Raw genomic sequence first — 19,123 nt, 5'->3', positions numbered from 1 at the left:
CCGACAGTTTCCCGCTACCGCTCCAGCGTGTTCCGCACGGCCGAGCAAATCTCGTCCAGGTCGCGTACCTGCTCGGGCGTGAGCACGTCGAACAGGCTGCGGCGCACCTCCTCGACGTGGCCGGGCGCGGCGGCGGCGAGGGCGGCGAACCCCTCGTCGGTGAGGACGGCGACGTTCCCCCGCCGGTCGGACGGGCAGCGTTCGCGGCGCACCCAGCCGCGCTCCTCCAGCCGGGCGACGGCGTGCGAGAGCCGGCTCTGCGAGCTCTGGGCCCTCGCGGCCAGCTCGCTCATGCGCATCGAGCGCGCAGGGGCCTCGGAGAGCGCCACCAAGATCATGTAGTACGTGTGCGGCATGCCGGCGTCGCGCTGCAGCTGCCGGTCGAGCGCCTCGTAGATCAGTTGTGTCGCGGCGAGGAAGGAGCGCCACGCGTGCTGTTCGTCCGCGTCCAGCCATCGGGTCACCCTACGCAGTTTACTTGAACTCTCATATACTTGGTGGAGATTCTGCTGAAAGGGGATCACCATGCCGGTCCAGCGGCTCAACCACGCCGTCCTCTACGTCCGCGACGTGGAGCGCAGCGTCGCCTTCTACCGCGAGGCCCTCGGCTTCGAGGTCGTCATGGGCATGCGGGGCGCGGCGTTCCTGCAGGCCTCCGGCTCCTCCAACGACCACGACCTCGGCCTGTTCGAGATCGGCTCCGGCGCCGGCCCCACCACCGCCGGACGCACCTCCGTCGGGCTCTACCACCTGGCCTGGGAGGTGGACACCCTGGACGAGCTTGAGCGCATCGCCGTCAAGCTGAGCGAGATGGGCGCGCTCGTCGGCGCGTCCGACCACTCCAGCACCAAGGCGCTGTACGCGCGCGACCCCGACGGCCTGGAGTTCGAGGTGTCCTGGCTGGTGCCGGCCTCGCTGCTCACCGACGAGATCCTCGCCGGCCGCTCCGCCGTCCGCCCGCTCGACCTGGCCGCCGACAAGGAGCGGTTCGGAGCGCACACCCGCGGCGGGGTGGGGGTGTCGATTCCCGCCTGACGTACCGTGGGTGGTGAGGCCGATGTCCAGGAGGACGGTCATGCGAAGCGACCCGGATCACGTCCTCGACTCGATCGACGGCGCGGTCGAGGAATGGGAGACGCTGAGCGCCGACGCGATGCGCTGGTCGCCTCCCGAAAGCAAGGGCCCCGACCTTTTCACCGAGGTCAGGGACATCTTCACACCGCTGGCCACCGCGGTGTCCGAGGTGCTGAGGCCGGTGGGCGACCTGCTCGTGCGGGTGTTCGACCGGCTCGGCGGCGACGACGACTGACCCACGACCCGTACGGGAGGGGCCTCGTCGTCGGCTCGTGCGGCGGCCCGGCGCGGCGGGGCTGGTCAGCTCGTGCGGCGGCGGCGCGTCCGGCGCGGGTACGCCTTGGCCGTCTCGGCCAGCCGCGCCGAGTGCTCGGCCTGCTTGCGCCAGTGGCCGTAGGCGTCGCCGCGCTGCGCCAGCCTGTCGAGCTCCCGCATGGTCTCCAGCGGGATGAACGCGGGCTCGGCGTCACGCCACGGCGTGCCCGGCAGCGGCATGAACGTGTGGGTGTGGATGCGCGCCCCCATCTCGGCCAGGTCGGCGGCGAGCTTGAGCGAGGCCCGCTGGTCCTCCTCCGACTCGCCCGGCATGCCGAAGATGAAGTCGACGTTCGGCCGGAAGCCGTGCTCGGCGGCGATCCTGACCGCGTCGCGCACGGGCGAGGTGCCGTGGCCGCGTCCGGAAGCGGCCAGCACCTGGTCGGAGCCCGACTGGGCGCCGATGATCAGGTTGTCGTTGGCGACGTACTTCTTCAGCAGCCGCATGGCCTCGGGCGTGACGTGCTCCGGGCGCACCTCCGAGGGGAAGCTGCCGAAGAACACGCGGCCCCGCGGCGGCAGCTCCTCCTTCACCCCCGCCAGCAGCTCCTCGACGGCGTCGAGGTCGGGGCCGGGGCCCGGGGAGCCGTACGAGAGCGAGGTCGGGGTGATGAACCGGACGTCGCGCAGGCCGCGCTCCACCATGCCGCGCACGTGCTCGCGCACGCTGGCGACGGAGCGGTGGCGGAACTGCCCGCCGAACATGAACGGCGTCTGGCAGAAGCGGCAGGTGTAGCGGCAGCCCCTGGTGATCTCGATGGGGCCGTTCCTGCCGACGAACGACGGGTACGCGTCGAGCGGGAGCTGCGGCGCGGGCCTGGTGCGCAGCGCCACCCCGTCGGAGTCGCGGACGGCCAGGCCGGGCACGCCGGTCAGCGGCTCGTCACGCTGGAGCGCCCCGACCAGCGAGATGATCGTGGACTCGCCCTCGCCGATGGCGGCGAGGTCCCAGCCGGCGTCGAGGACCTGCTGCGGCTCGGCGGTGGCGTGGACGCCGCCCGCGATGTGCTGGCCCCGCCCGCCGCTCAGCGACCTGACGAGGGCCAGCTCGGCCGCCATCGCCTCGGCGTCCGGCGAGTAGAACGACCACAGCACGAGCACGCGGTCGCCGGCGGCGGAGGTGATGTGGGCCGCCGTCTCCTCGGGGGTGGTGCCGAGCAGCAGTTCGTGCTCGACGCCCGCGGTCTCCAGCGCGGCGAGCACGGCGTGGATGCCGTACGTCACCGCCTTGCGGTATCGGACCACCACACTCACGGCCAGCGTCACGCCCCGCAGCGTAGCTCAGGCGGCGCGCAGGGCGCTCAGTGCTCCGGTGAGCTTGGCCAGCTCGTCGAGCATGGCGTCGGCGGACTGGTTCATGACGTCGTTGGGCGTGACCGTGCCGTCCTCGCCGATGAACTGGGGGAAGAACGGGATGTTCACCGCCTCGACGATCGGCACCATCTTCAGCGTGCTGACGACCTGGCGCAGGCCGTTCACGGCGCGGGTGCCGCCGGAGACGCCGCCGTAGCTGACGAACCCCGCGGCCTTGTGCTGCCACTCCTGGTGCAGGTAGTCGAGGGCGTTCTTGGTCACCGCGGTGAAGCTGTGGTTGTACTCGGGCGTGACGAAGACGTAGGCGTCGCCGCGCTCGACGGTGGCGCTCCACTCCTTGGTGTGCGCGTTCACGTACTGCTTCAGCCTGGGGTGGTGCGGCTCGTCCATGAAGGGCAGGGCGACCTCGGCCAGGTCGATCAGCTCGACGTCGAAGTCGCCGCGCTGCTCGGCGCGGTCGCGGAACCAGTGGGCGATCGCGCGTCCGACGCGGCCGGGACGGGTGCTGCCGACGATGATCTGCAGGACGGGCTTGGCCATGGTGAACATCTCCTCACTCAGAATGACAGAGTTGCTCAACATAATGTAGTAGCTACATATTCCATAGCAAATGTACGATGGTCGCGTGAGCCTCCACTCCGTCTGCGTCCGGTTCCACATCGCCCTCGAACTCATCGGCGCGAGGTGGACGGGCGCCGTGATCCACATGATCTTCAAGGGCTCCCACCGCTACGCCGACCTCAAGGCGGCCATCCCCGGCATCAACGACACGATGCTGGCCCGGCGGCTGCGCGAGCTGGAGTCGGCCGGCATCGTCGAGCGCCGGGTGCTGCCGACGTCCCCGGTGCGCGTGGAGTACCACCTGACCGAGAAGGGCGAGGAGCTCCGCCCGGCCCTCGACGAGCTGGTGACCTGGGCCCACAAATGGATCCCGCTCCCCGACCAGGAGCCAGGGGAGACTCCCGCCACGGAACGGGAGGCGAACGCCGGCACGGGCTGACAGGTGGCCGGCGCGCGGCTGCCTTCAGCCGGCGGGAGGCAGCAGGTCCACGACCACGGTGACGGAGAAGTCCAGCCCGTCGGCCCGCAGCCCGTAGCAGCCGGGCTCCCGCACCCAGGTGCCACCCGGCCAGTGCCGGTAGCCGTCGCTGACGTTGACGCCGGGGCCGGCCGGGATCTGGACGGCCAGGGAGCTCGGGCTCTCGCCGAAGGCCACGTCGCCAGGAGCGTCCAGCCGCATTCCACGCAGCAGCACCGGGCCCTCGTAGGAGGGGGCGGAGAACCACAGCGACTTCCTGCCGTACCAGCCGTCTCTGAGCACGTCGAGCTCCGCTCTCGCCTCCCGTTCCGCGCCCACCAGCACCAGCCGGACGGGTCCGTCGCCGAAGGCCGTGCCGCCGAAGGGGAGCCCGTCGGGCAGTCGCGCGCCGGTGGTCGCCGGGCATCTGCCGGCGGGCTTGGAGAAGCTCATCGGCCGCCACAGCCGGGCAGGCACCGATCCTTCCTGGACACGGCAGATCTGGGGATGCCGCTGACAGGACTGCCCGTAGCCGCCAGGCGTCACGAGGTCCGTGGAACCCTGCGACGGCACGCCGCCCGGGACGGGCGAGGAGATGCCTCCCGGGACGGGCGAGGAGACACCGCCCGGGACGGGCGAGGACGCGGGATGGCCGGCGGCAGGTTCGCCGGCGGCGGGTTCGCCGGCCGCCGCGCAGGCGGCGGTGAACAGCGCGATCGACATCGCCGCCGCTTCGGCCTTCCACGTTCCCGATGCGCGCACCGATCTCCTCATCGCCTCTCCTCGTCGCCGCGCTAGCCGCGTCCGGCGAACTTGTCCGTCGCGGCCACCAGCGCCGCACCCAGGCCTGGGCCGTGGCCGGCGTCGTCCACGACGACCAGCTAGCAGCCCGGCCAGGCCCGCGACAGCCGCCACGCCGTCTCCAGCGGGGTGCTCACGTCGAGCCGCCCGTGCACCAGCACCCCCGGCACGCCGCCCAGCCCCTCGACGCCGCACAGCAGCTCGCCGTCCTCCAGCCAGGCGTGGTGCCGCCAATAGTGCGTCACCAGCCGCGCGAACGTCACCCGGAAGTCGCGGTCGTCGTAACGGGTGTCACGCGGCTGCCCGGGACGCAGCCGTACGTGGGAGTCCTCCCAGTCGCACCAGTCGGCGGCCGCCTGCTCGCGCACGGCCGGGTCGGGGTGTTCCAGCAGCCGGGCGTACGCCTCCGCCATGTTCCCTTCAGGCCTGCCGGCGGCCGCGTGGAACCTGTCCCACGCCTCCGGGAAGATCCGCCCCACGTCCCGGGTGATCCACTGGACCTCGCCCGGCGTGGTGGTGCCGATGCCGCTCATGATCACCTCCGAGACGCGGTCGGGGTGCCGCACAGCGTACGCCAGCCCCAGGGTCGTGCCCCAGGAGCCGCCGAAGAGCTGCCACCGCTCGATGCCGAGGTGCCGGCGCAGCAGCTCCATGTCGGCGAGCAGGTGGTGGGTGGTGTTGACGGACAGGTCGGTGTCCCAGCGGGCGGCCGAGGGCGTGCTCCTGCCGCACCCCCGCTGGTCGAACAGCACCACCCGGTACGCCTCCGGATCGAAGTACGTCCTCCACCTCGGCGAGGAGGAGGCTCCCGATCCCGGGCCGCCGTGCACGATGAGCGCGGGCTTGCCCTGGGGGTTGCCGCTCACCTCCCAGTACACACGGTTGCCGTCGCCGACGTCGAGCGTTCCCGTGTCGTACGGCTCACCCGTGGGATACATGTCGCACTCCTCCTATATCTAACAGCACTGTTATATTGGAGTCTATGGCCTCCCTGGGAACCCTGCTGCGCCACGTCCACGACCTGATGGACGGCGCCGTCGCCGAGATCTACGCCGACCTCGGCATGCCCGACTACCGCCCGCGCTTCTCCCCCGCCGTGCGCGCGCTCGTCACCGAGGGGCCCATGTCCATCCGCGACCTCGCCGCCGCCATCGGCGTCACCCACTCGGCGGCCAGCCAGACCGTGAACCAGATGAGCCGCAGCGGGTTCGTCACCCTGGAGCGCGGCGCCGACGGGCGGCAGCGCATCGTACGGCTCACCGCCAAGGCCGAAGCCGCACTGCCCGCCGTCGAAGCCGAATGGGCGGCCACCGAACGGGCCGCGCGTACCCTCGACTCCGAGCTGCCCGTTCCGCTGGGCGACGCGCTCCAGGCCGTCGTGGACGCCCTCTCCCGTCGCCCCTTCCGCGCCCGCATCGCCGACTGCGCCGGCCCGGACCTGCGCGGCCGCCTGGGCGCGGCGGACGAGACGGAACACCTGGGCCAGGGGTCGCGCGGGGCGTGAGGGGGCGGCGTAGGATGCGCGCATGACCTGGCGACATTGATGAACATCTGAGCCGACACCGCCCGCGCCGAGGCGACCTCGGGAGCCGCGGGGAACAGGCCCGCAGGGGCTTCGGGGTTCGGATCAGCCCGAAGGCCCGAAGAGATCTGCAGGCCCGCATTGGCCTGGAGGTCCGCCGGGATCTGCAGGTTCGCAGGAGCCTCGAGGTTCGCAGGGGTCTGGGAGGCCGAGGGGGCCGCCGGGGAGCAGTTCGCTCCTCGTCATCCCCCGTTCGGATCCCCCTCGGAAGGCTCCATGCTCACGTCCCTTCCGCGTGCCGTCGCGACGCTCGCCGGCACCCTGTACGCCTACGCGTTCCTCAGCGAATTCGTCCTGCTCTACCCCGTCTACACCCTGTTGTTCACCGAGGCCGGGCTGTCGGTGGCCGAGACCTCGTCGCTGTTCGTCATCTGGGCCGTCACCGGCATGGCCCTGGAGGTGCCGTCGGGTGCCTGGGCCGACGCCGTGTCGCGCCGCCTGCTGCTGTTCGCCGCCCCCGTGCTCACCGGCGCCGGCTTCGCCCTGTGGACGCTGACGCCCTCCTACTGGGCGTTCGCCGCCGGGTTCGTGCTGTGGGGGGCGGGCGGGGCCCTCACGTCCGGCGCGTACGAGGCGCTGGCGTACGAGGAGCTCGACCGCCTCGGGTGCGCCGACCGGTACGTCACCATGATGGGCCGGGCCCGCGCGGCCGGGCTGGTGGCCGACGCGTCGGCCATCGCGCTCGCGGTGCCCGTCTTCGCGGCGGGCGGCTATCCGGCCGTGGGCGCCGCCAGCGTCGCGGCCTGCCTGCTGTGCGCCGTCAGCGCGCTGGCGCTGCCCGAGCACCGCACGCCCGCCCGCGCCGCCGGTGGCGGCTACCTGGCGACGCTCAGGGCAGGCGTCGCCGAGGTTCGCGGCGACCGGCGGGTGCTCGGGGCCGTGCTGCTCGTCACCCTCGTCACCGCGATCTGGGGCGCGCTGGAGGAGTACGTCCCGTACCTGGCCGCAGAGACGGGCGTGCCGACGACCGCGATCCCGCTGCTCGTCCTGGTCGTGTGGGTCGGCGCGACCGTGGGCGGTCTGCTGTCGGAGGCGGCCCGGCGGCTGCCCGCGCGGCTGTTCGCGCTCGTGCTCGCCCTGGCCGCCGCCGCGATGGCCGTGGGCGCGCTCAGCGGCGGTCCGGCCGGGTTCGCGCCGGTGGCGCTCGCGTTCGGGACGTTCCAGATGGCCGCCGTGGTGGCCGACGCCAGGCTGCAGGAACGTCTGAGCGGCCGGGCGCGGGCCACCGTCACGTCGGTCGCGGGGCTCGGCACGAACCTCGTCACGCTGGGCGTCTACACCGCCTACGGCAGCCTGTCGGCGTACGTGTCGCACGGCGCGTCCTTCGCCCTGCTGGTGCTGCCGTACGCGCTGGTCGCCCTCTGGCTCTGGCGCTCCGCTCCCGGTGCCCGAGGCGGCCGGCGGACGTAGCGCCCGACTCCGGCGACGGCCGGCCTCCGCGGCGTCGCAGCCGCAGGCGGCCGGCCTCCGCTGGAGACCCCGGCCGCAGGCGGCCGGCCTCCACGGCGGCCAGCGGCCCGTCGGCGGCCGGGCGTGGTGCGCTCGCGGAAGCGGGCGGCGGGCGGCGGCGGGGCGGTGCGGTTGCGGAAGCAGGCGGCCCGGCGGCAGCTCGGCGGTGCGGTTGCGGAAGCAGGCGGCTCGGCGGTGCGGTTGCGGAAGTGTCCGGCAGGCAGCACGATGAACGTTCAAAGCGACATTCCCCCTCATACCGCTCGATCGTCACCCCTCCCTGGAGCAGCCCTCCGTGTCCACGGCAGCCGATGTGAACGTTCACCTCGACGACGACTACCTGCGCGAGTTCGCCGAACCGGCGGGCTACCTCGACTTCGCCCGAGTCGGCCCGGTCTCCGACGTCGTCGCGCGCACCCTCGCCGACGGCGCGCTCGCGCTCAGGACCGACCCTGCGGGGGCGCTCGCGCGGCTCCAGGCCCGTACGGAGGCGACCGCCGCCTCGGCGGCCACCCTGCTGCGGGCCGCCCCGCACGAGGTGGCCTTCGTCACCTCCACCAGCCACGGCCTGTTCGCCGCCGCCGCGGCCCTCGGCGGGGACGGCGTCGTCCTCGTACCGCGCGGCGAGTTCCCCTCGAACGTGCACCCGTGGCTGCGTTTCCAGGACCGCGGCGGGCCGCGGGTGCGGTGGATCGACGAGCCCAGGCTCACGCCGGAGCTCCTGGCGGGCCTGCTCGACCGCGACGTACGGGCGCTCACGATCAGCGCCGTGGACGCCCTGACCGGTTACCGGGCGCCCCTCGGCGCGTTCAAGGAGGTCCTCGGGCCCGACCGGCTGCTGATCGTGGACGCCATGCAGGGGCTCGGCGCCGTCCCCCTCGACGTGGAGGCGGCGGACGTGCTGGCCTGCGGCGGCCAGAAGTGGCTGCGCTCAGGCTGGGGCGCCGCGCTGCTGCTGGTACGCGACCGCATCGCCGACCGGCTCGGCCCCGGCCTCGGCGGCTGGTCGGGACGGCGCGACCCCTTCGCCGCCGCCCGCCGCCGGCCGTACACGGCGGACGGGAACACCACCGCCGACACCACCCGCCGCCCGCCCCAGGAGGACGAGCCGCTTCCCGGGGCCGTCGCCCATACCATGACCAACCCCGACTTCCTGGCCGTCGCCGCGCTCGGCGCCGGAATCGACCTGCTGCTGTCCGCCGGCGTCGAGTCCGTGGGCCGGACGGTGACGCGGACCCTCGGACTCCTCCTCGACACCGTCAGGGCCGCCGGAGGCGACGTCCTCCTCGACGGCCTCACCCCGGACGAACGCGGCGGCATCGGCTCCTTCCGGCTGCCCGGCACCGACCCGGCCCAGGTGCACGCCGCACTGGCCGCGGCCGGGCTGACCACGACCGTGCGCGACGGCTGGGTGCGCCTGTCACCGCACGCCACCACCCCCCACACCACGGCCGAACCGCTCGCCTCCGCGCTGCGTGGCGTACGCGACCGCTGACGGGCCGCCCTGCGCCAGGTCATGGGCCGGGCCCGCCCGGCGGCCCCCTAACGGTCGTCGTCGTGCCAGGCCACGGCCGTCATGCGCCAGCCCTCCCGCGTCCGCAGGAAGTGGATCGTCTTCGTGCCCGTCCCCGTGAACGGCTCGCCGTCGCGCACGCCGCGCTTGCGGTAGCGGCACAGCCGCTGCGCCACGTCCCCGAAGATCTCCGTACGCTCCCAGGTCTCCTCCTCGGCGAACCCGGTGAGCTCGCCCGAGGTCAGCAGCCGCTGCCGCGGCTCGGCGAACCCGTCGAGGTCGTACACCTGGGGGCGCGGCCCGCCCTGCACGACGATCCCGCCCGGAACGAACAGCCGGTGGACGCCGAAGCAGTCGGGACGGGCGCCGTCGGCGTTGGCGAACAGCCCGAAGAAGGCCGCCGTCAACGCGTCGATCTCCCCCTTGTCCGTCGGGGCGGCCGGGTCGCGGCGGGGGCGGGCGCGCCACTCGTCGGCCAGCACCGACCAGATCTCGATGTCGATGCGCCGGTCGCCCGCCGTGGTGACCTCCCGCAGCGTGCCGTCCTTGCTCATGCCGAGGCGCTTGGCGACGGCGATGCTGCGGGCGTTGCGCGCGTCGGTGCGCCACTCCACGCGCCGCATGCCGCGCTCCGTCACCGCCCAGTCGATGACGCGTTCCGCGGCCGTGGTGATGAGCCCGCGCCCCTCGGCGCCGGGTTCGAGCCAGCAGCCCGCCTCGCACACGCCCTGCTTCGGGTCGAACGCGGCGAACACTACCCCGCCCACCAGGACGTCCTCCAGCCACACGCCCCAGATGCCGCCCGCGTCCTGCGCCCGCCTGTCGGCGTAGCGGCGCAGCACCGCGCCCGCCTCGGCCAGGTCGGCCGCCACGAACGACGGCGGCACCCAGGGGGAGATGTGGTCGCGCGCCCGGTGCATGTGGGCCAGGAACTCCTCCGCCATCCAGGGCTCCAGTGGCCGCAGTTCGGCGTGCGGGGCAAGGGGAAGGGCGAACACGGAACCTCCGGGCGTTCATAACAAACGTTCGGTACGTACACTAACGGGACATGAGCCCCGCCCGCACCGACCACGACGCCCGCCGCCACGACGTCTCGGAAGCCGTCTGGCGCGTCCTCGCCGAGCACGGATTCGCCGGGCTCACCCTGCGCGCCGTCGCCGCCGCCATGGGCGCCTCCACCGGGCTCGTCACGCACTACTTCGCCGGCAAGCGCGAACTCGTCGCCCACGCGCTCGACATCCTGGAGACCCGCACCCGGCACCGTCCCCGACTCGCCAGCGGCGCGCCAGGGCTCGCCACGCTGCGCGCCCACGTGCTCAACATCCTCCCGCTCACCCCGGAAGGCGCCGCGATGAACCGGATCTGGGTCTCCTCCTGGGACGTCGCGCTCTCCGACCCCGACCTGTACGCCGCCCAGCGGACCCGGTACGAGCGCATCCGCGCCGACCTGCGCGCCGCCCTCGACGACGCGCTACGGCTCGGCGAACTGCCCCCGGACGCCGACACCGAACGCCTCGCCGCGAACGTGCTCTCCTTCACCCACGGCCTGGTCGTGCAGGCGCTCTTCGACCCCGGCACGTTCACCCCCGCCCGCCAGACGGACCTGGCCGACGACCATCTCACGTCCCTCGCCCGCCGGGGACTCCCGCCCACCTGAGCATGCGCGCTCAGAGAAGGCGAAGCTCGGGCGACCGGTAGGGGGCGGGCCGCGTGACCTCTCCGAGCGCCCGCAGGAAGGCCGGGCCGTGCGGGTGGTCCCAGGGCAGCCACCCGGTGGCCCTGACCATGCCCGCCGCCAACAGGCCGGCCCGGAGACGACCGGCCCACCGGAACTCCACGCGCGCTCTCACCGTCCCATGATCGCGGAGCTGCGGTCAGCGGGGGAAGGGCAGGATCTCGACGAGGTCGGCGAGATCGACGTGCCGGGCGACGTCGGCCACGCGGGTGCAGTAGGCCACCAGGTAGCGGCGGCCGTTCACGAGCTGCGTGACACGTAGCCGTGGCCTGCGGTCGAGCACGATCACCTCGACGACGATGCCGTCCGGGCCGTACCAGCTGGTCACGCCTGGAGGGTAAGCCGAAACAGACAAAAGTGCATAATTCGGACAGGTCCCGTCGATCCCGACGCGGAACCGTTCGCTCAGGACAGGAAGGCCGGCCTGAGCATGGTGAAGGCGCGGTCCACCAGGGCGAGGCGGTCGGCGGAGCCGTCGGTGCGCAGCCACTCGCGCGCCACCGCGTCCAGCGCCGCGCCCGCCGCGGCCGCCGCGAGGTCGGCCTCGAACGGCGGCACCCCCCGGTCGGCCAGCGCCCGGATGACGCGCCCGCGGACCTCGTCGCGCTTCTGCAGCAGCCTCGTACGCAGCGCGGGCGTCGATTCGACGAGCCGCATCGCGTCGACCTGGGCGTTGATCCGCTCCTCCCATCCGCGCAGCACGGCGTGCAGGCACTCCCACGGCCCTTCTTCCGGCGGCCGGCCCGCGACCTCCTGGGCGATCTGCTCCCCCATCGCGTCGAGTTCGCCGAAGACGGCGTCCTCCTTGGTCGGGAAGTACCGGAAGAAGCTGCGCTTGGACAGCCCGGCGGCCCTCGCGATGTCGTCCACCGTCGTCTCGTCGAAGCCGCGTTCGGCGAAGAGCTCCAGCGCCTGCCGGGCGAGCTCGGCACGGACGGCCCGCTTGGTGCGGTCCCGCAATCCCTCCATGCCCAGTGATACTACACCAGTTGCCACTTGCGACACCAAGTGCCATATTGTGTGCATCGCTCTGAGTCATGGGAGGTCCCGATGCACGGAAAGACGGCTCTGGTCACCGGAAGCACCGGTGGGATCGGCAGGGAGACCGCGCGTGGGCTCGTCGCGCTCGGCGCCCGCGTGATCCTCGTCGGCCGCGACCCCGTCCGCGCCCGCCAGGCCGCGGCGGAGCTGGCCGCGCACGGCGGCACCGTCGAGGCGCTCACCGCGGACGTGACGGGCCTGCCCGACGTGGCCAGGCTCGCCGCGCAGGTGGCGGAGCGCTGCGACCGCCTCGACGTGCTGGTCAACAACGTCGGCGTGAACCCGCCCCGCCGCACCCTGACCGAGGACGGCGTGGAGGCCACGTTCGCGGCGCACGTGCTGGCCCCGTTCACGCTCACCCGCCTCCTGCTGCCGCTGCTCGCCGGACGCGTCGTGAACATCACGGGCGGCATCCCCGGCGGCCGGATCGACCTGGACAACCTGCAGGGTGAGCGGCGCTACCTGGGCTGGACGTTCAGCCAGTACAACCACACCAAGACCATGCTGATGGCGATGAGCCTGCGCTTCGCCGAGCAGGTGGACGGCAGCGGCGTGACCGTCAACGTCGCCTACCCCGGCCACGGCCACACCCCGATGAACCAGTCGATGACGGCGGCCGGCTTCCCCTACGCGTACCGGCCGATCGTGCCGCTGCTGCGGCTGGCCGCGCCGCGGCTCTTCGGCGACCTCAGCAAGCCGGCGCGTTCCAGCGTCCACCTGGCCTCCAGCCCGGAGGTCGAGGGCGTGAACGGCGCATACTTCACCATGACGTGCCGCCGCGCGCCGTGGCCGGCCGGTGCGCTCGACCGGCGCGCGCAGGACGCCGTCTGGCGCCTGTGCGAGACCCTCGCCGGCGGGACGGTCTGACCGCTCGGACCCGGCGGCTCCGAGGAAGGGACTGGGGAAAGACTGGGCCAAAAGCCGCACGCGTGGCCAGGCCGCGGCGGGCCCTGCCGGTAGACAGGAGTCGTGAGGCTCCGGAAGGGGGACCGGCACCGGCTGCCAGACCCGAGAAGGCGACTGCGGCGGACGCTGGCGACGGTCCCGCTGGCGATGATCGTGTTCATCACGGCCGCCGACCTGCTGAGCCCCAGCTACGTCCACTTCGAGCCGCTGCTCGTGGCCGCCCCCGCCATCACCGCGTCGTTCGCGGGCCCGTGGTTCACGGCCGCGGTCGCGGTGATCGCGCTCGCCGCGGAGCTCTTCATCAACGTCGAGAACGACTTCCGCATCACCCCGGACGAGCAGTCCGGCCTGATCGGCTCGGCCGTGGTCTCCACGTTCATCGTGCTGTTCACGCTGGTGCGGAGCCGCCAGCTCACGCAGGCCAGGACGGTCGCCACGGCCGTGCAGAACGCGCTGCTGCAGCCCGTCCCGTCACGTCTCGGGCCGCTCGCGCTGGCCTCCGCGTACCTCGCCGCCGAGGCGGAGGCGCGGATCGGCGGGGACGTCTACGCCGCCGCCCACACCCGGGACGTGACCCGGTTGATCATCGGTGACGTACGGGGGAAGGGCCTGCCTGCCATCTCCGAGGCGGTCTCGCTGCTGGGCGCGTTCCGCGAGCTCGCCCGCCGGCACGCCGGGCTGCCCGAGCTCGTCGCCGACCTGGAGGACAGCCTCTCGTTCAACCAGGCGCAGGCCGAGGCGTCCGACCCGGGACGGCCGGAGACGGCGGAGAGCTTCGTGACGGCCGCGGTCCTCGACATCCCCGACGCCGAGCCGACGGTCACCGTCGTCAACTGCGGCCATCCGCCGCCCCTGCTGCTGCGCGGCGGCCGGGTGATCCCGCTCGACACGGGGCAGCCGGCCCTGCCGCTGGGGCTGGGCACGCTCCTGGCCCAGAACCACGTCCCCTGGACGTTCCCGTTCGAGGCGGGCGACCTGCTCCTGCTGTACACCGACGGCGCGATCGAGGCCCGCGACGCGGCCGGCGCCTTCTACCCGCTCGCAGACCGGGTCGCCGCCTGGACGGACGAGGAGCCGTCGGCGCTGCTGGACCGCATCTGCCGCGACCTGCTCGCGCACGTCGGCGGCCGGCTCGGCGACGACGCCGCGCTGATCGCCGTACGCCGCCTGCCGGACCCCGCGACCTGACCGTCAGCCCCGCAGGTACGTCACGACCGCGAGGACGCGGCGGTGGTCGTCCTCCGCCGGGGGCAGGTCGAGCTTGGTGAGGATGTTGCCGATGTGCTTGCCCACGGCCGCCTCGGAGACCACCAGGGTCCTGGCGATGGCCGCGTTGGAGCGGCCCTCGGCCATCAGCGCGAGGACCTCCCGCTCCCGGGGCGACAGCCGTTCCAGCGGGTCGCGGCGGCGCCGCAGCAGCTGCCTGACCACCTCGGAGTCCACCACCGTTCCGCCCGCCGCCACACTGAGCAGGGCGTCGACGAACTCCTCCACGTCGCCGACCCGGTCCTTGAGCAGGTACCCCACCCCGGTGCCGTCGCCGGAGTCCAGGAGCTCGCTGGCGTAGGTCTGCTCGACGTACTGGCTGAGCACGAGGACCGGCAGGCGCGGGTTCGCCGAGCGGAGCGCCACCGCGGCCCGCAGCCCCTCGTCGGTGAAGCCGGGCGGCATCCGCACGTCGGTGAGCACGATGTCGGGGGCGTGGACGCGTACGGCCTCCACCAGGCCGTCGGCGTCGCCCACGGTGGCCGCCACGCGGTGCCCGAACCGGGTGAGCAGCCCGGCCAGCCCCTCGCGCAGCAGCACGCCGTCCTCGGCCAGGACTATCGAGAGGGCGGGATCGGCACGCACGGGATCTCCACTCGTAGCAGGGTCGGCCCGCCGGGCGGGCTGGCGAGCATCAGTCTGCCGTCGACGACCGAGACGCGGTCGGCCAGCCCCGCCAGGCCGGTGCCCTCGGAGGCGTCCGCGCCTCCCACGCCGTCGTCGCGGACCTCCACGACCAGGTGGTCGCCGTCCAGGCGCCCGGTGACGGACGCCCGTTCCGCCCCGCTGTGCCTGGCGACGTTCGTGAGCGCCTCGGAGATCACGAAGTAGGCCGCGGACTCCACGGCAGGCGGGAGCCGGCCGGGCAGCTCCATGGAGACGTCCACGGGCGTGGGCGAGCGGTCGGCGACGTCGGCCACGGCGGCGGGCAGCCCGCGGTCGGTGAGGATGCGCGGGTGGATGCCCCTGATCAGGTCGCGGACCTCGGCCAGCGCGAGCTTCGCCTCCTCGTGCGCCTTGCCGACCAGTTCGGCCGCCTCGGCGCCGTCCGACAGCTTGGCCAGCCCGAGCGTCATGGTCAGGGCGACCAGCCGCTGCTGGGCGCCGTCGTGCAGGTCCCGCTCGATCCGGCGCCGTTCCGTCTCGAACGCCTCCACCAGGCGCGTCCTCGACCGCGTCAGCTCGTCCAGCCGCTGCCGCGCCTCGGTCTCCCGCGACACGAGGAGCAGCCTGGCGAGGGAGCCGTGGGCGGCGGCGAGCAGCGTCAGGGGGTACAGGGCCAGGGCGAGCCACAGCATGCCGGCCGCCATCGTCGCGAAGGCCCCGAGCTCGGTGTCGATCACCCAGTACCGCAGCAGCCTCACCTCTCCCATCTGCGCGCGCAGCACCGGCACCAGGATCATGGCCGCCGGCGCTCCCAGGCCGAACGCCACCGCCAGCAACTCGAACGGCCAGAGCACCGTGACCATCAGGATCAGATAGGCCAGCTCCCGCCAGGTCGCCTGCTCCTGCACGCGCAGGGCCACCCAGGCGCGCAGCCCTGGACGGTCCGGCGCGCGGTGCGGCGTGACGGCCGGCTCCGGGTCGATGATGCGCAGCCTGCGGCGTTCCATCGCCGCCACCGGGATGCCGCAGAACCCGAGCGCCAGCAGCAGCGGCACGCCCACCACCAGCACCGTCAGAAGCGTGCTGGTGAACAGCGCGAAGAGGAACACCACCAGGACGACCTCGCCGAGCAGCACGCCGGTGACCAGGTAGGCCACCGAGCGCCACGGCCAGGACGTCCGCAGCAGGTCCCACCGGGCGAGGGCCCGCCAGGCCGGCGACGACTGCATCCCCCGACACTACGGCCCCGGCCCCGCCGCCTCCCAGCGGCCTGGGCCCACTCCCGGGGTATGCCTGGGCATACCCCGAGGACTAGGTTCAGGCGTCCTGCGCCCGGCCCCCGTCCGGCGGTCTCATGGGAACCATGAAGACAGCACCGGCCCCGGACCTGCGGGCGTTCATGTCGGTCGCGCTGCGCAGGCAGAGTGTCGTGGGCGCGATCGTGCCGAGCTCCCCCGCACTGGCCCGAGCCCTGACCGCCGTGGTGCCCACCAGCGGAACCCCGGTGGTGGTCGAGCTCGGCCCCGGAACCGGATCGATCAGCGAGGTCATCAGGAGGCGGCTCTCCCCCGGCGCGCGGCACCTCGCCGTCGAGATCGACCCGGACCTCGCCGCGCACCTGCGGCGTACCAAGCCGTGGATGGAGACGATCCAGGGCGACGCCGCCGACCTCGGCGCGCTCCTCGCCCGCGCGGGCGTGGACCGGGTGGACGCGGTCGTCAGCACGCTGCCGTGGACGCTGTTCCCCGGCGAGGTCCAGGACCGGATCCTCGGCGAGATCGGCCGCGCGCTCGCCCCCGCGGGTGCGTTCACGACCGTGACCTACCTGTACGCGGTGCCGCTCGCCGGGGCGAGGTCCCTGCGGCGGCGGCTGCGCTCGGTCTTCGACGAGGTGCTGACGACCGGCCCCGTCTGGCGGAACCTGCCCCCGGCGATGACGTACGTGTGCCGGCGGCCGGTCCGCGGTGTCTGAGCTGCTCGGCCAGCTGTCGCCGCCACTGCTGCTGGCCGCCGCGTGGCTGCTGCTGACCGCCGAGTCGGGTCTGCTGATCGGCGTCGCCCTGCCCGGCACCAGCGTGCTCGTCGCGCTCGGCTACTTCGCCCACCTCGGCGTGGTGCCGCTGGGCGGGGCGGTCGGGGTGGCGGCGTCCGCGGCCGTGACCGGCACCCACCTGTCCTACCTGTGGGGACGCCGCCGGGAAGGCGCCGACTCGTTCCACCGGTTCGCCCCCGGACGCTGGGACCGGACGCGCGACCTGCTCGGCAGGCACGGCAGCAGGACGGTGGTCGCCGGTCAGTGGTTCGGCAGCGCGCGGACGCTCACCCCCAGGCTGGCGGGCTGGGCGGGGATGCCGTACCGGACGTTCGCCACCGCCAGCCTGCCCACGGCCTGCGCCTGGGCGGCCACGCTGGTCACGCTCAGCTACCACGTCGCGCCGGAGATCGTGCAGCAGTTCACCTCCCACCTGTCGATCGCCGGGCCCGCGGCGGTCGTGCTCGCGCTCCTGCTCCTCTGGGCGACCCGGCTGCTCAGGAAGAGGCAGGCCGGGCGCGCCCGGTGACGCGCGGCCCCGCCGGGGACGGTCAGAGGTCGAGCCGGACCCGGTACTCCCGCAGCCAGGCGTCCAGGTGCAGCAGCCGCTCCAGCGCGCCGCGCGCGGCCGTCGGCTCCGTGTCGCCGCCGGCGCGGTCGAGCACCGCACGCACCTTGGCCCGGTCGAACAGCCGCGGGCAGGGCGGCTCGTCGCCGTCGACCCGCTCGCGCGCCTCGGCCCGCAGCGCCCGCCCGTAGGCGGGGTCCTGGGTGCTGGGGTACGGGCTCTTCACCCGCGTCAGGACCGACTCGGGTAGCAGGTCGGCGACGGCGGCACGCAGCAGGCTCTTCTCCCTCCCGTCGAACGTCTTCATCCGCCACGGCGTGTTGAACACGTACTCGACCAGCCGGTGGTCGCAGAACGGCACCCGGACCTCCAGCCCGTTCGCCATGCTCATCCGGTCCTTGCGGTCGAGCAGGATCTGCACGAACCGGGTCAGGTTGAGGTAGCAGATCTCCCGCATGCGCCGCTCGTGCCCGATCTCGCCGGGCAGCCGCGGCACCTCGTCGAGGGCCCGGCGGTAGCTGTCGGCGCGGTAGCCGGGAAGGTCGAGCAGGTCCACGACGTCGTCGTGCAGGAGCCCCTCTATCGTGGTGTGACCGGTGAGGCTCCGGCCGGCGAGCCAGGGGAACGTCTCGGCCTCCACCGCCTCCGGGTCGTGGAACCAGCGGTAGCCGCCGAAGACCTCGTCGGCCGACTCTCCCGACAGCGCCACCGTGGAGTGCCCGCGGATCGCCCTGAACAGCAGGTACAGCGAGCTGTCCATGTCGCCGATCCCCGTCGGCAGGTCGCGGGCGCGCAGCACCGCGGCCCGGACCGACGGGTCCAGCAGGTCGGCGGAGTCGAGCACGATGTCGGCGTGCTCGGTGCCGACGTGACGGGCCAGGTCGTGCACGTACGGCGCGTCCGGCGTCGGACGGTCGAGGTCGGGGGTGAAGTGCTCGGCGTACCCGGCGAAGTCCACCGCGAACGAGCGCACCGTGCCGAGCCCCTGCTCCTTCAGCTCCCTGGCGGCCAGAGCGGTGATCGCGCTGGAGTCGAGGCCGCCGGACAGCAGCGTGCACAGCGGCACGTCGCTGACGAGCTGGCGGGCGGTGATGTCCTCCAGCAGGCCCCGCACCGTCTTGACCGTGTCCGTCAGGCTGTCGGCGTGCTCGTGGGACTCCAGCCGCCAGTAGCGCCTCTTGCGGACGCCCTCGCGGCTCACCCTGACCATCTGGCCGGGACGCACCTCGTACATGCCGGTGAAGACGCCGTGCTCGGGCGTCTTGACGAACGCGAGCAGCTCGCGCAGCCCGTCGAGGCCGATCGCGCGCTCGGCGAGCGGGTTCGCCAGGATCGCCTTCGGCTCGGAGCCGAACAGGACGCCGTGCGGTGTCGGGTAGTAGTAGAGCGGCTTGACGCCCATCCGGTCGCGGACGAGGAGCAGTTCCTCGCGTCCGGAGTCCCAGACGGCGAAGGCGAACATGCCGTTCAGGCGGGTGACCGCGTCCTCGCCCCATTCCAGGTACGACCGCAGCACCACCTCGGTGTCGCTGCGGGTGCGGAACCGGTGGCCGCGGGCGGCCAGCTCCTGGCGCACCTCGACGAAGTCGTACACCTCTCCGCTGTAAGTGAGCACCACCGGCGGGCGGCCGTCCTCCCCGGCCGTCATCGGCTGCCGGCCGCCCTGCAGGTCGATGACGGACAGCCGGCGGTGGCCGATGGCGGCGTGCGGCGACAGCCACAGCCCCTCGTCGTCGGGGCCGCGGCACGCCATGGTCTCGGTCATGACCCGCGCGGTCTCCTCCTCCCCCCGGAGGTCGCGCTCGAAGTCCACCCAGCCGCAGATCCCGCACATGCCGCCCCCCGCGTTCCCTCGACGTGCGGTTGTCCCCTACCCAGGAGCGGCCGGGCCGGACAGCCGCCG

23 protein-coding genes are annotated in these 19,123 nt (G+C 73.3%); 11 read left to right on the top strand and 12 right to left on the bottom strand.

Going from position 1 to position 19,123, the window contains the following annotated elements; genetic code table 11:
* Positions 1-14: 14 nt before the first annotated feature.
* Positions 15-464 (bottom strand): MarR family winged helix-turn-helix transcriptional regulator, encoded by a 450-nt coding sequence (locus BMX74_RS12595; protein WP_236714811.1) that lies wholly within the window; start codon positions 462-464, stop codon positions 15-17.
* A 61-nt stretch (positions 465-525) separates the two neighbouring features.
* Between BMX74_RS12595 and BMX74_RS12590 the strand changes: the two genes are divergently transcribed.
* Together BMX74_RS12590 and BMX74_RS12585 are read left to right on the top strand one after the other, a co-directional pair.
* Positions 526-1,035: a VOC family protein gene (locus BMX74_RS12590; RefSeq protein WP_055504452.1), complete on the top strand. Its 510-nt coding sequence runs from the start codon at positions 526-528 to the stop codon at positions 1,033-1,035.
* Positions 1,036-1,075: 40 nt separating this feature from the next.
* The gene (locus BMX74_RS12585; protein ID WP_055504451.1) at positions 1,076-1,309 is read left to right on the top strand and encodes a hypothetical protein; all 234 of its coding nucleotides are present in this window, start codon (positions 1,076-1,078) and stop codon (positions 1,307-1,309) included.
* A gap of 65 nt (positions 1,310-1,374) precedes the next feature.
* Here the strand turns inward: BMX74_RS12585 and BMX74_RS12580 are convergent, their stop codons facing one another.
* Positions 1,375-2,655, bottom strand: a complete 1,281-nt coding sequence (locus BMX74_RS12580) for a TIGR04013 family B12-binding domain/radical SAM domain-containing protein (protein WP_256256918.1) — start codon at positions 2,653-2,655, stop codon at positions 1,375-1,377.
* 15 nt (positions 2,656-2,670) lie between these two features.
* Positions 2,671-3,243, bottom strand: a complete 573-nt coding sequence (locus BMX74_RS12575) for an NADPH-dependent FMN reductase (protein ID WP_091100759.1) — start codon at positions 3,241-3,243, stop codon at positions 2,671-2,673.
* Positions 3,244-3,328: 85 nt separating this feature from the next.
* On the opposite strand from BMX74_RS12575, the gene BMX74_RS12570 reads away from it, so the two are divergent.
* Positions 3,329-3,703, top strand: a complete 375-nt coding sequence (locus BMX74_RS12570; RefSeq protein WP_063792144.1) for a winged helix-turn-helix transcriptional regulator — start codon at positions 3,329-3,331, stop codon at positions 3,701-3,703.
* A 24-nt stretch (positions 3,704-3,727) separates the two neighbouring features.
* On the opposite strand, the gene BMX74_RS12565 is transcribed toward BMX74_RS12570, so the two are convergent.
* Positions 3,728-4,495, bottom strand: a complete 768-nt coding sequence (locus tag BMX74_RS12565; RefSeq protein WP_143078633.1) for a hypothetical protein — start codon at positions 4,493-4,495, stop codon at positions 3,728-3,730.
* Between the two features lie 107 nt (positions 4,496-4,602).
* Positions 4,603-5,460, bottom strand: coding sequence for a prolyl aminopeptidase (gene pip, locus BMX74_RS12560; protein ID WP_256256917.1), 858 nt, complete (start codon positions 5,458-5,460; stop codon positions 4,603-4,605).
* Between the two features lie 44 nt (positions 5,461-5,504).
* Here pip and BMX74_RS12555 point away from each other — a divergent pair, with 44 nt between their 5' ends.
* The 3 genes from BMX74_RS12555 to BMX74_RS12545 all read left to right on the top strand — a co-directional run bounded on the left by BMX74_RS12555 (position 5,505) and on the right by BMX74_RS12545 (position 9,048).
* A complete protein-coding gene (locus BMX74_RS12555; RefSeq protein WP_091100363.1) occupies positions 5,505-6,026 on the top strand; it encodes a MarR family winged helix-turn-helix transcriptional regulator in 522 nt (173 codons plus the stop codon).
* A 294-nt stretch (positions 6,027-6,320) separates the two neighbouring features.
* Complete coding sequence (locus BMX74_RS12550; RefSeq protein WP_091100361.1) at positions 6,321-7,514, top strand: MFS transporter; 1,194 nt, start codon at positions 6,321-6,323, stop codon at positions 7,512-7,514.
* A 334-nt stretch (positions 7,515-7,848) separates the two neighbouring features.
* Entirely contained in the window at positions 7,849-9,048 is a 1,200-nt protein-coding gene (locus tag BMX74_RS12545) for an aminotransferase class V-fold PLP-dependent enzyme (protein WP_218153946.1), read from the top strand.
* Positions 9,049-9,095: 47 nt separating this feature from the next.
* On the opposite strand, the gene BMX74_RS46475 is transcribed toward BMX74_RS12545, so the two are convergent.
* Positions 9,096-10,064: a GNAT family N-acetyltransferase gene (locus tag BMX74_RS46475; RefSeq protein ID WP_055504443.1), complete on the bottom strand. Its 969-nt coding sequence runs from the start codon at positions 10,062-10,064 to the stop codon at positions 9,096-9,098.
* A gap of 50 nt (positions 10,065-10,114) precedes the next feature.
* Here BMX74_RS46475 and BMX74_RS12535 point away from each other — a divergent pair, with 50 nt between their 5' ends.
* Entirely contained in the window at positions 10,115-10,723 is a 609-nt protein-coding gene (locus BMX74_RS12535) for a TetR/AcrR family transcriptional regulator (RefSeq protein ID WP_055504442.1), read from the top strand.
* A 10-nt stretch (positions 10,724-10,733) separates the two neighbouring features.
* Here the strand turns inward: BMX74_RS12535 and BMX74_RS42975 are convergent, their stop codons facing one another.
* From BMX74_RS42975 to BMX74_RS12525, 3 genes are all read right to left on the bottom strand, one after another.
* The gene (locus tag BMX74_RS42975; protein WP_143078632.1) at positions 10,734-10,916 is read right to left on the bottom strand and encodes a hypothetical protein; all 183 of its coding nucleotides are present in this window, start codon (positions 10,914-10,916) and stop codon (positions 10,734-10,736) included.
* A gap of 24 nt (positions 10,917-10,940) precedes the next feature.
* Positions 10,941-11,129, bottom strand: a complete 189-nt coding sequence (locus BMX74_RS12530; RefSeq protein WP_055504441.1) for a hypothetical protein — start codon at positions 11,127-11,129, stop codon at positions 10,941-10,943.
* Between the two features lie 77 nt (positions 11,130-11,206).
* Positions 11,207-11,770 (bottom strand): TetR family transcriptional regulator, encoded by a 564-nt coding sequence (locus tag BMX74_RS12525; RefSeq protein WP_055504440.1) that lies wholly within the window; start codon positions 11,768-11,770, stop codon positions 11,207-11,209.
* An 81-nt stretch (positions 11,771-11,851) separates the two neighbouring features.
* Between BMX74_RS12525 and BMX74_RS12520 the strand changes: the two genes are divergently transcribed.
* Together BMX74_RS12520 and BMX74_RS12515 are read left to right on the top strand one after the other, a co-directional pair.
* Entirely contained in the window at positions 11,852-12,709 is an 858-nt protein-coding gene (locus tag BMX74_RS12520) for an SDR family NAD(P)-dependent oxidoreductase (RefSeq protein ID WP_091100357.1), read from the top strand.
* A 102-nt stretch (positions 12,710-12,811) separates the two neighbouring features.
* The gene (locus tag BMX74_RS12515; RefSeq protein ID WP_218153945.1) at positions 12,812-13,936 is read left to right on the top strand and encodes a PP2C family protein-serine/threonine phosphatase; all 1,125 of its coding nucleotides are present in this window, start codon (positions 12,812-12,814) and stop codon (positions 13,934-13,936) included.
* Positions 13,937-13,939: 3 nt separating this feature from the next.
* Here the strand turns inward: BMX74_RS12515 and BMX74_RS12510 are convergent, their stop codons facing one another.
* Positions 13,940-14,599, bottom strand: coding sequence for a LuxR C-terminal-related transcriptional regulator (locus BMX74_RS12510; RefSeq protein WP_177227324.1), 660 nt, complete (start codon positions 14,597-14,599; stop codon positions 13,940-13,942).
* The gene (locus BMX74_RS12505; RefSeq protein WP_055504436.1) at positions 14,572-15,849 is read right to left on the bottom strand and encodes a sensor histidine kinase; all 1,278 of its coding nucleotides are present in this window, start codon (positions 15,847-15,849) and stop codon (positions 14,572-14,574) included. The genes BMX74_RS12510 and BMX74_RS12505 overlap by 28 nt, the downstream gene beginning before the upstream one ends.
* A 134-nt stretch (positions 15,850-15,983) precedes the next feature.
* Between BMX74_RS12505 and BMX74_RS12500 the strand changes: the two genes are divergently transcribed.
* Entirely contained in the window at positions 15,984-16,592 is a 609-nt protein-coding gene (locus tag BMX74_RS12500) for a class I SAM-dependent methyltransferase (protein WP_256256915.1), read from the top strand.
* Positions 16,585-17,181 (top strand): DedA family protein, encoded by a 597-nt coding sequence (locus BMX74_RS12495; RefSeq protein ID WP_055504434.1) that lies wholly within the window; start codon positions 16,585-16,587, stop codon positions 17,179-17,181. Before BMX74_RS12500 ends, BMX74_RS12495 begins: the two co-directional genes overlap by 8 nt.
* A 22-nt stretch (positions 17,182-17,203) precedes the next feature.
* Here BMX74_RS12495 and asnB read toward each other — a convergent pair whose 3' ends face one another.
* A complete protein-coding gene (asnB, locus tag BMX74_RS12490; RefSeq protein WP_091100353.1) occupies positions 17,204-19,054 on the bottom strand; it encodes an asparagine synthase (glutamine-hydrolyzing) in 1,851 nt (616 codons plus the stop codon).
* Positions 19,055-19,123 lie beyond the last annotated feature (69 nt).

This window comes from Nonomuraea pusilla, assembly GCF_900109355.1.
GTDB classification, from domain to species: Bacteria; Actinomycetota; Actinomycetes; order Streptosporangiales; family Streptosporangiaceae; genus Nonomuraea; species Nonomuraea pusilla.
Note: the sequence above shows the minus strand (reverse complement) of the source record. Positions and strands in the feature narration are given on the sequence as shown.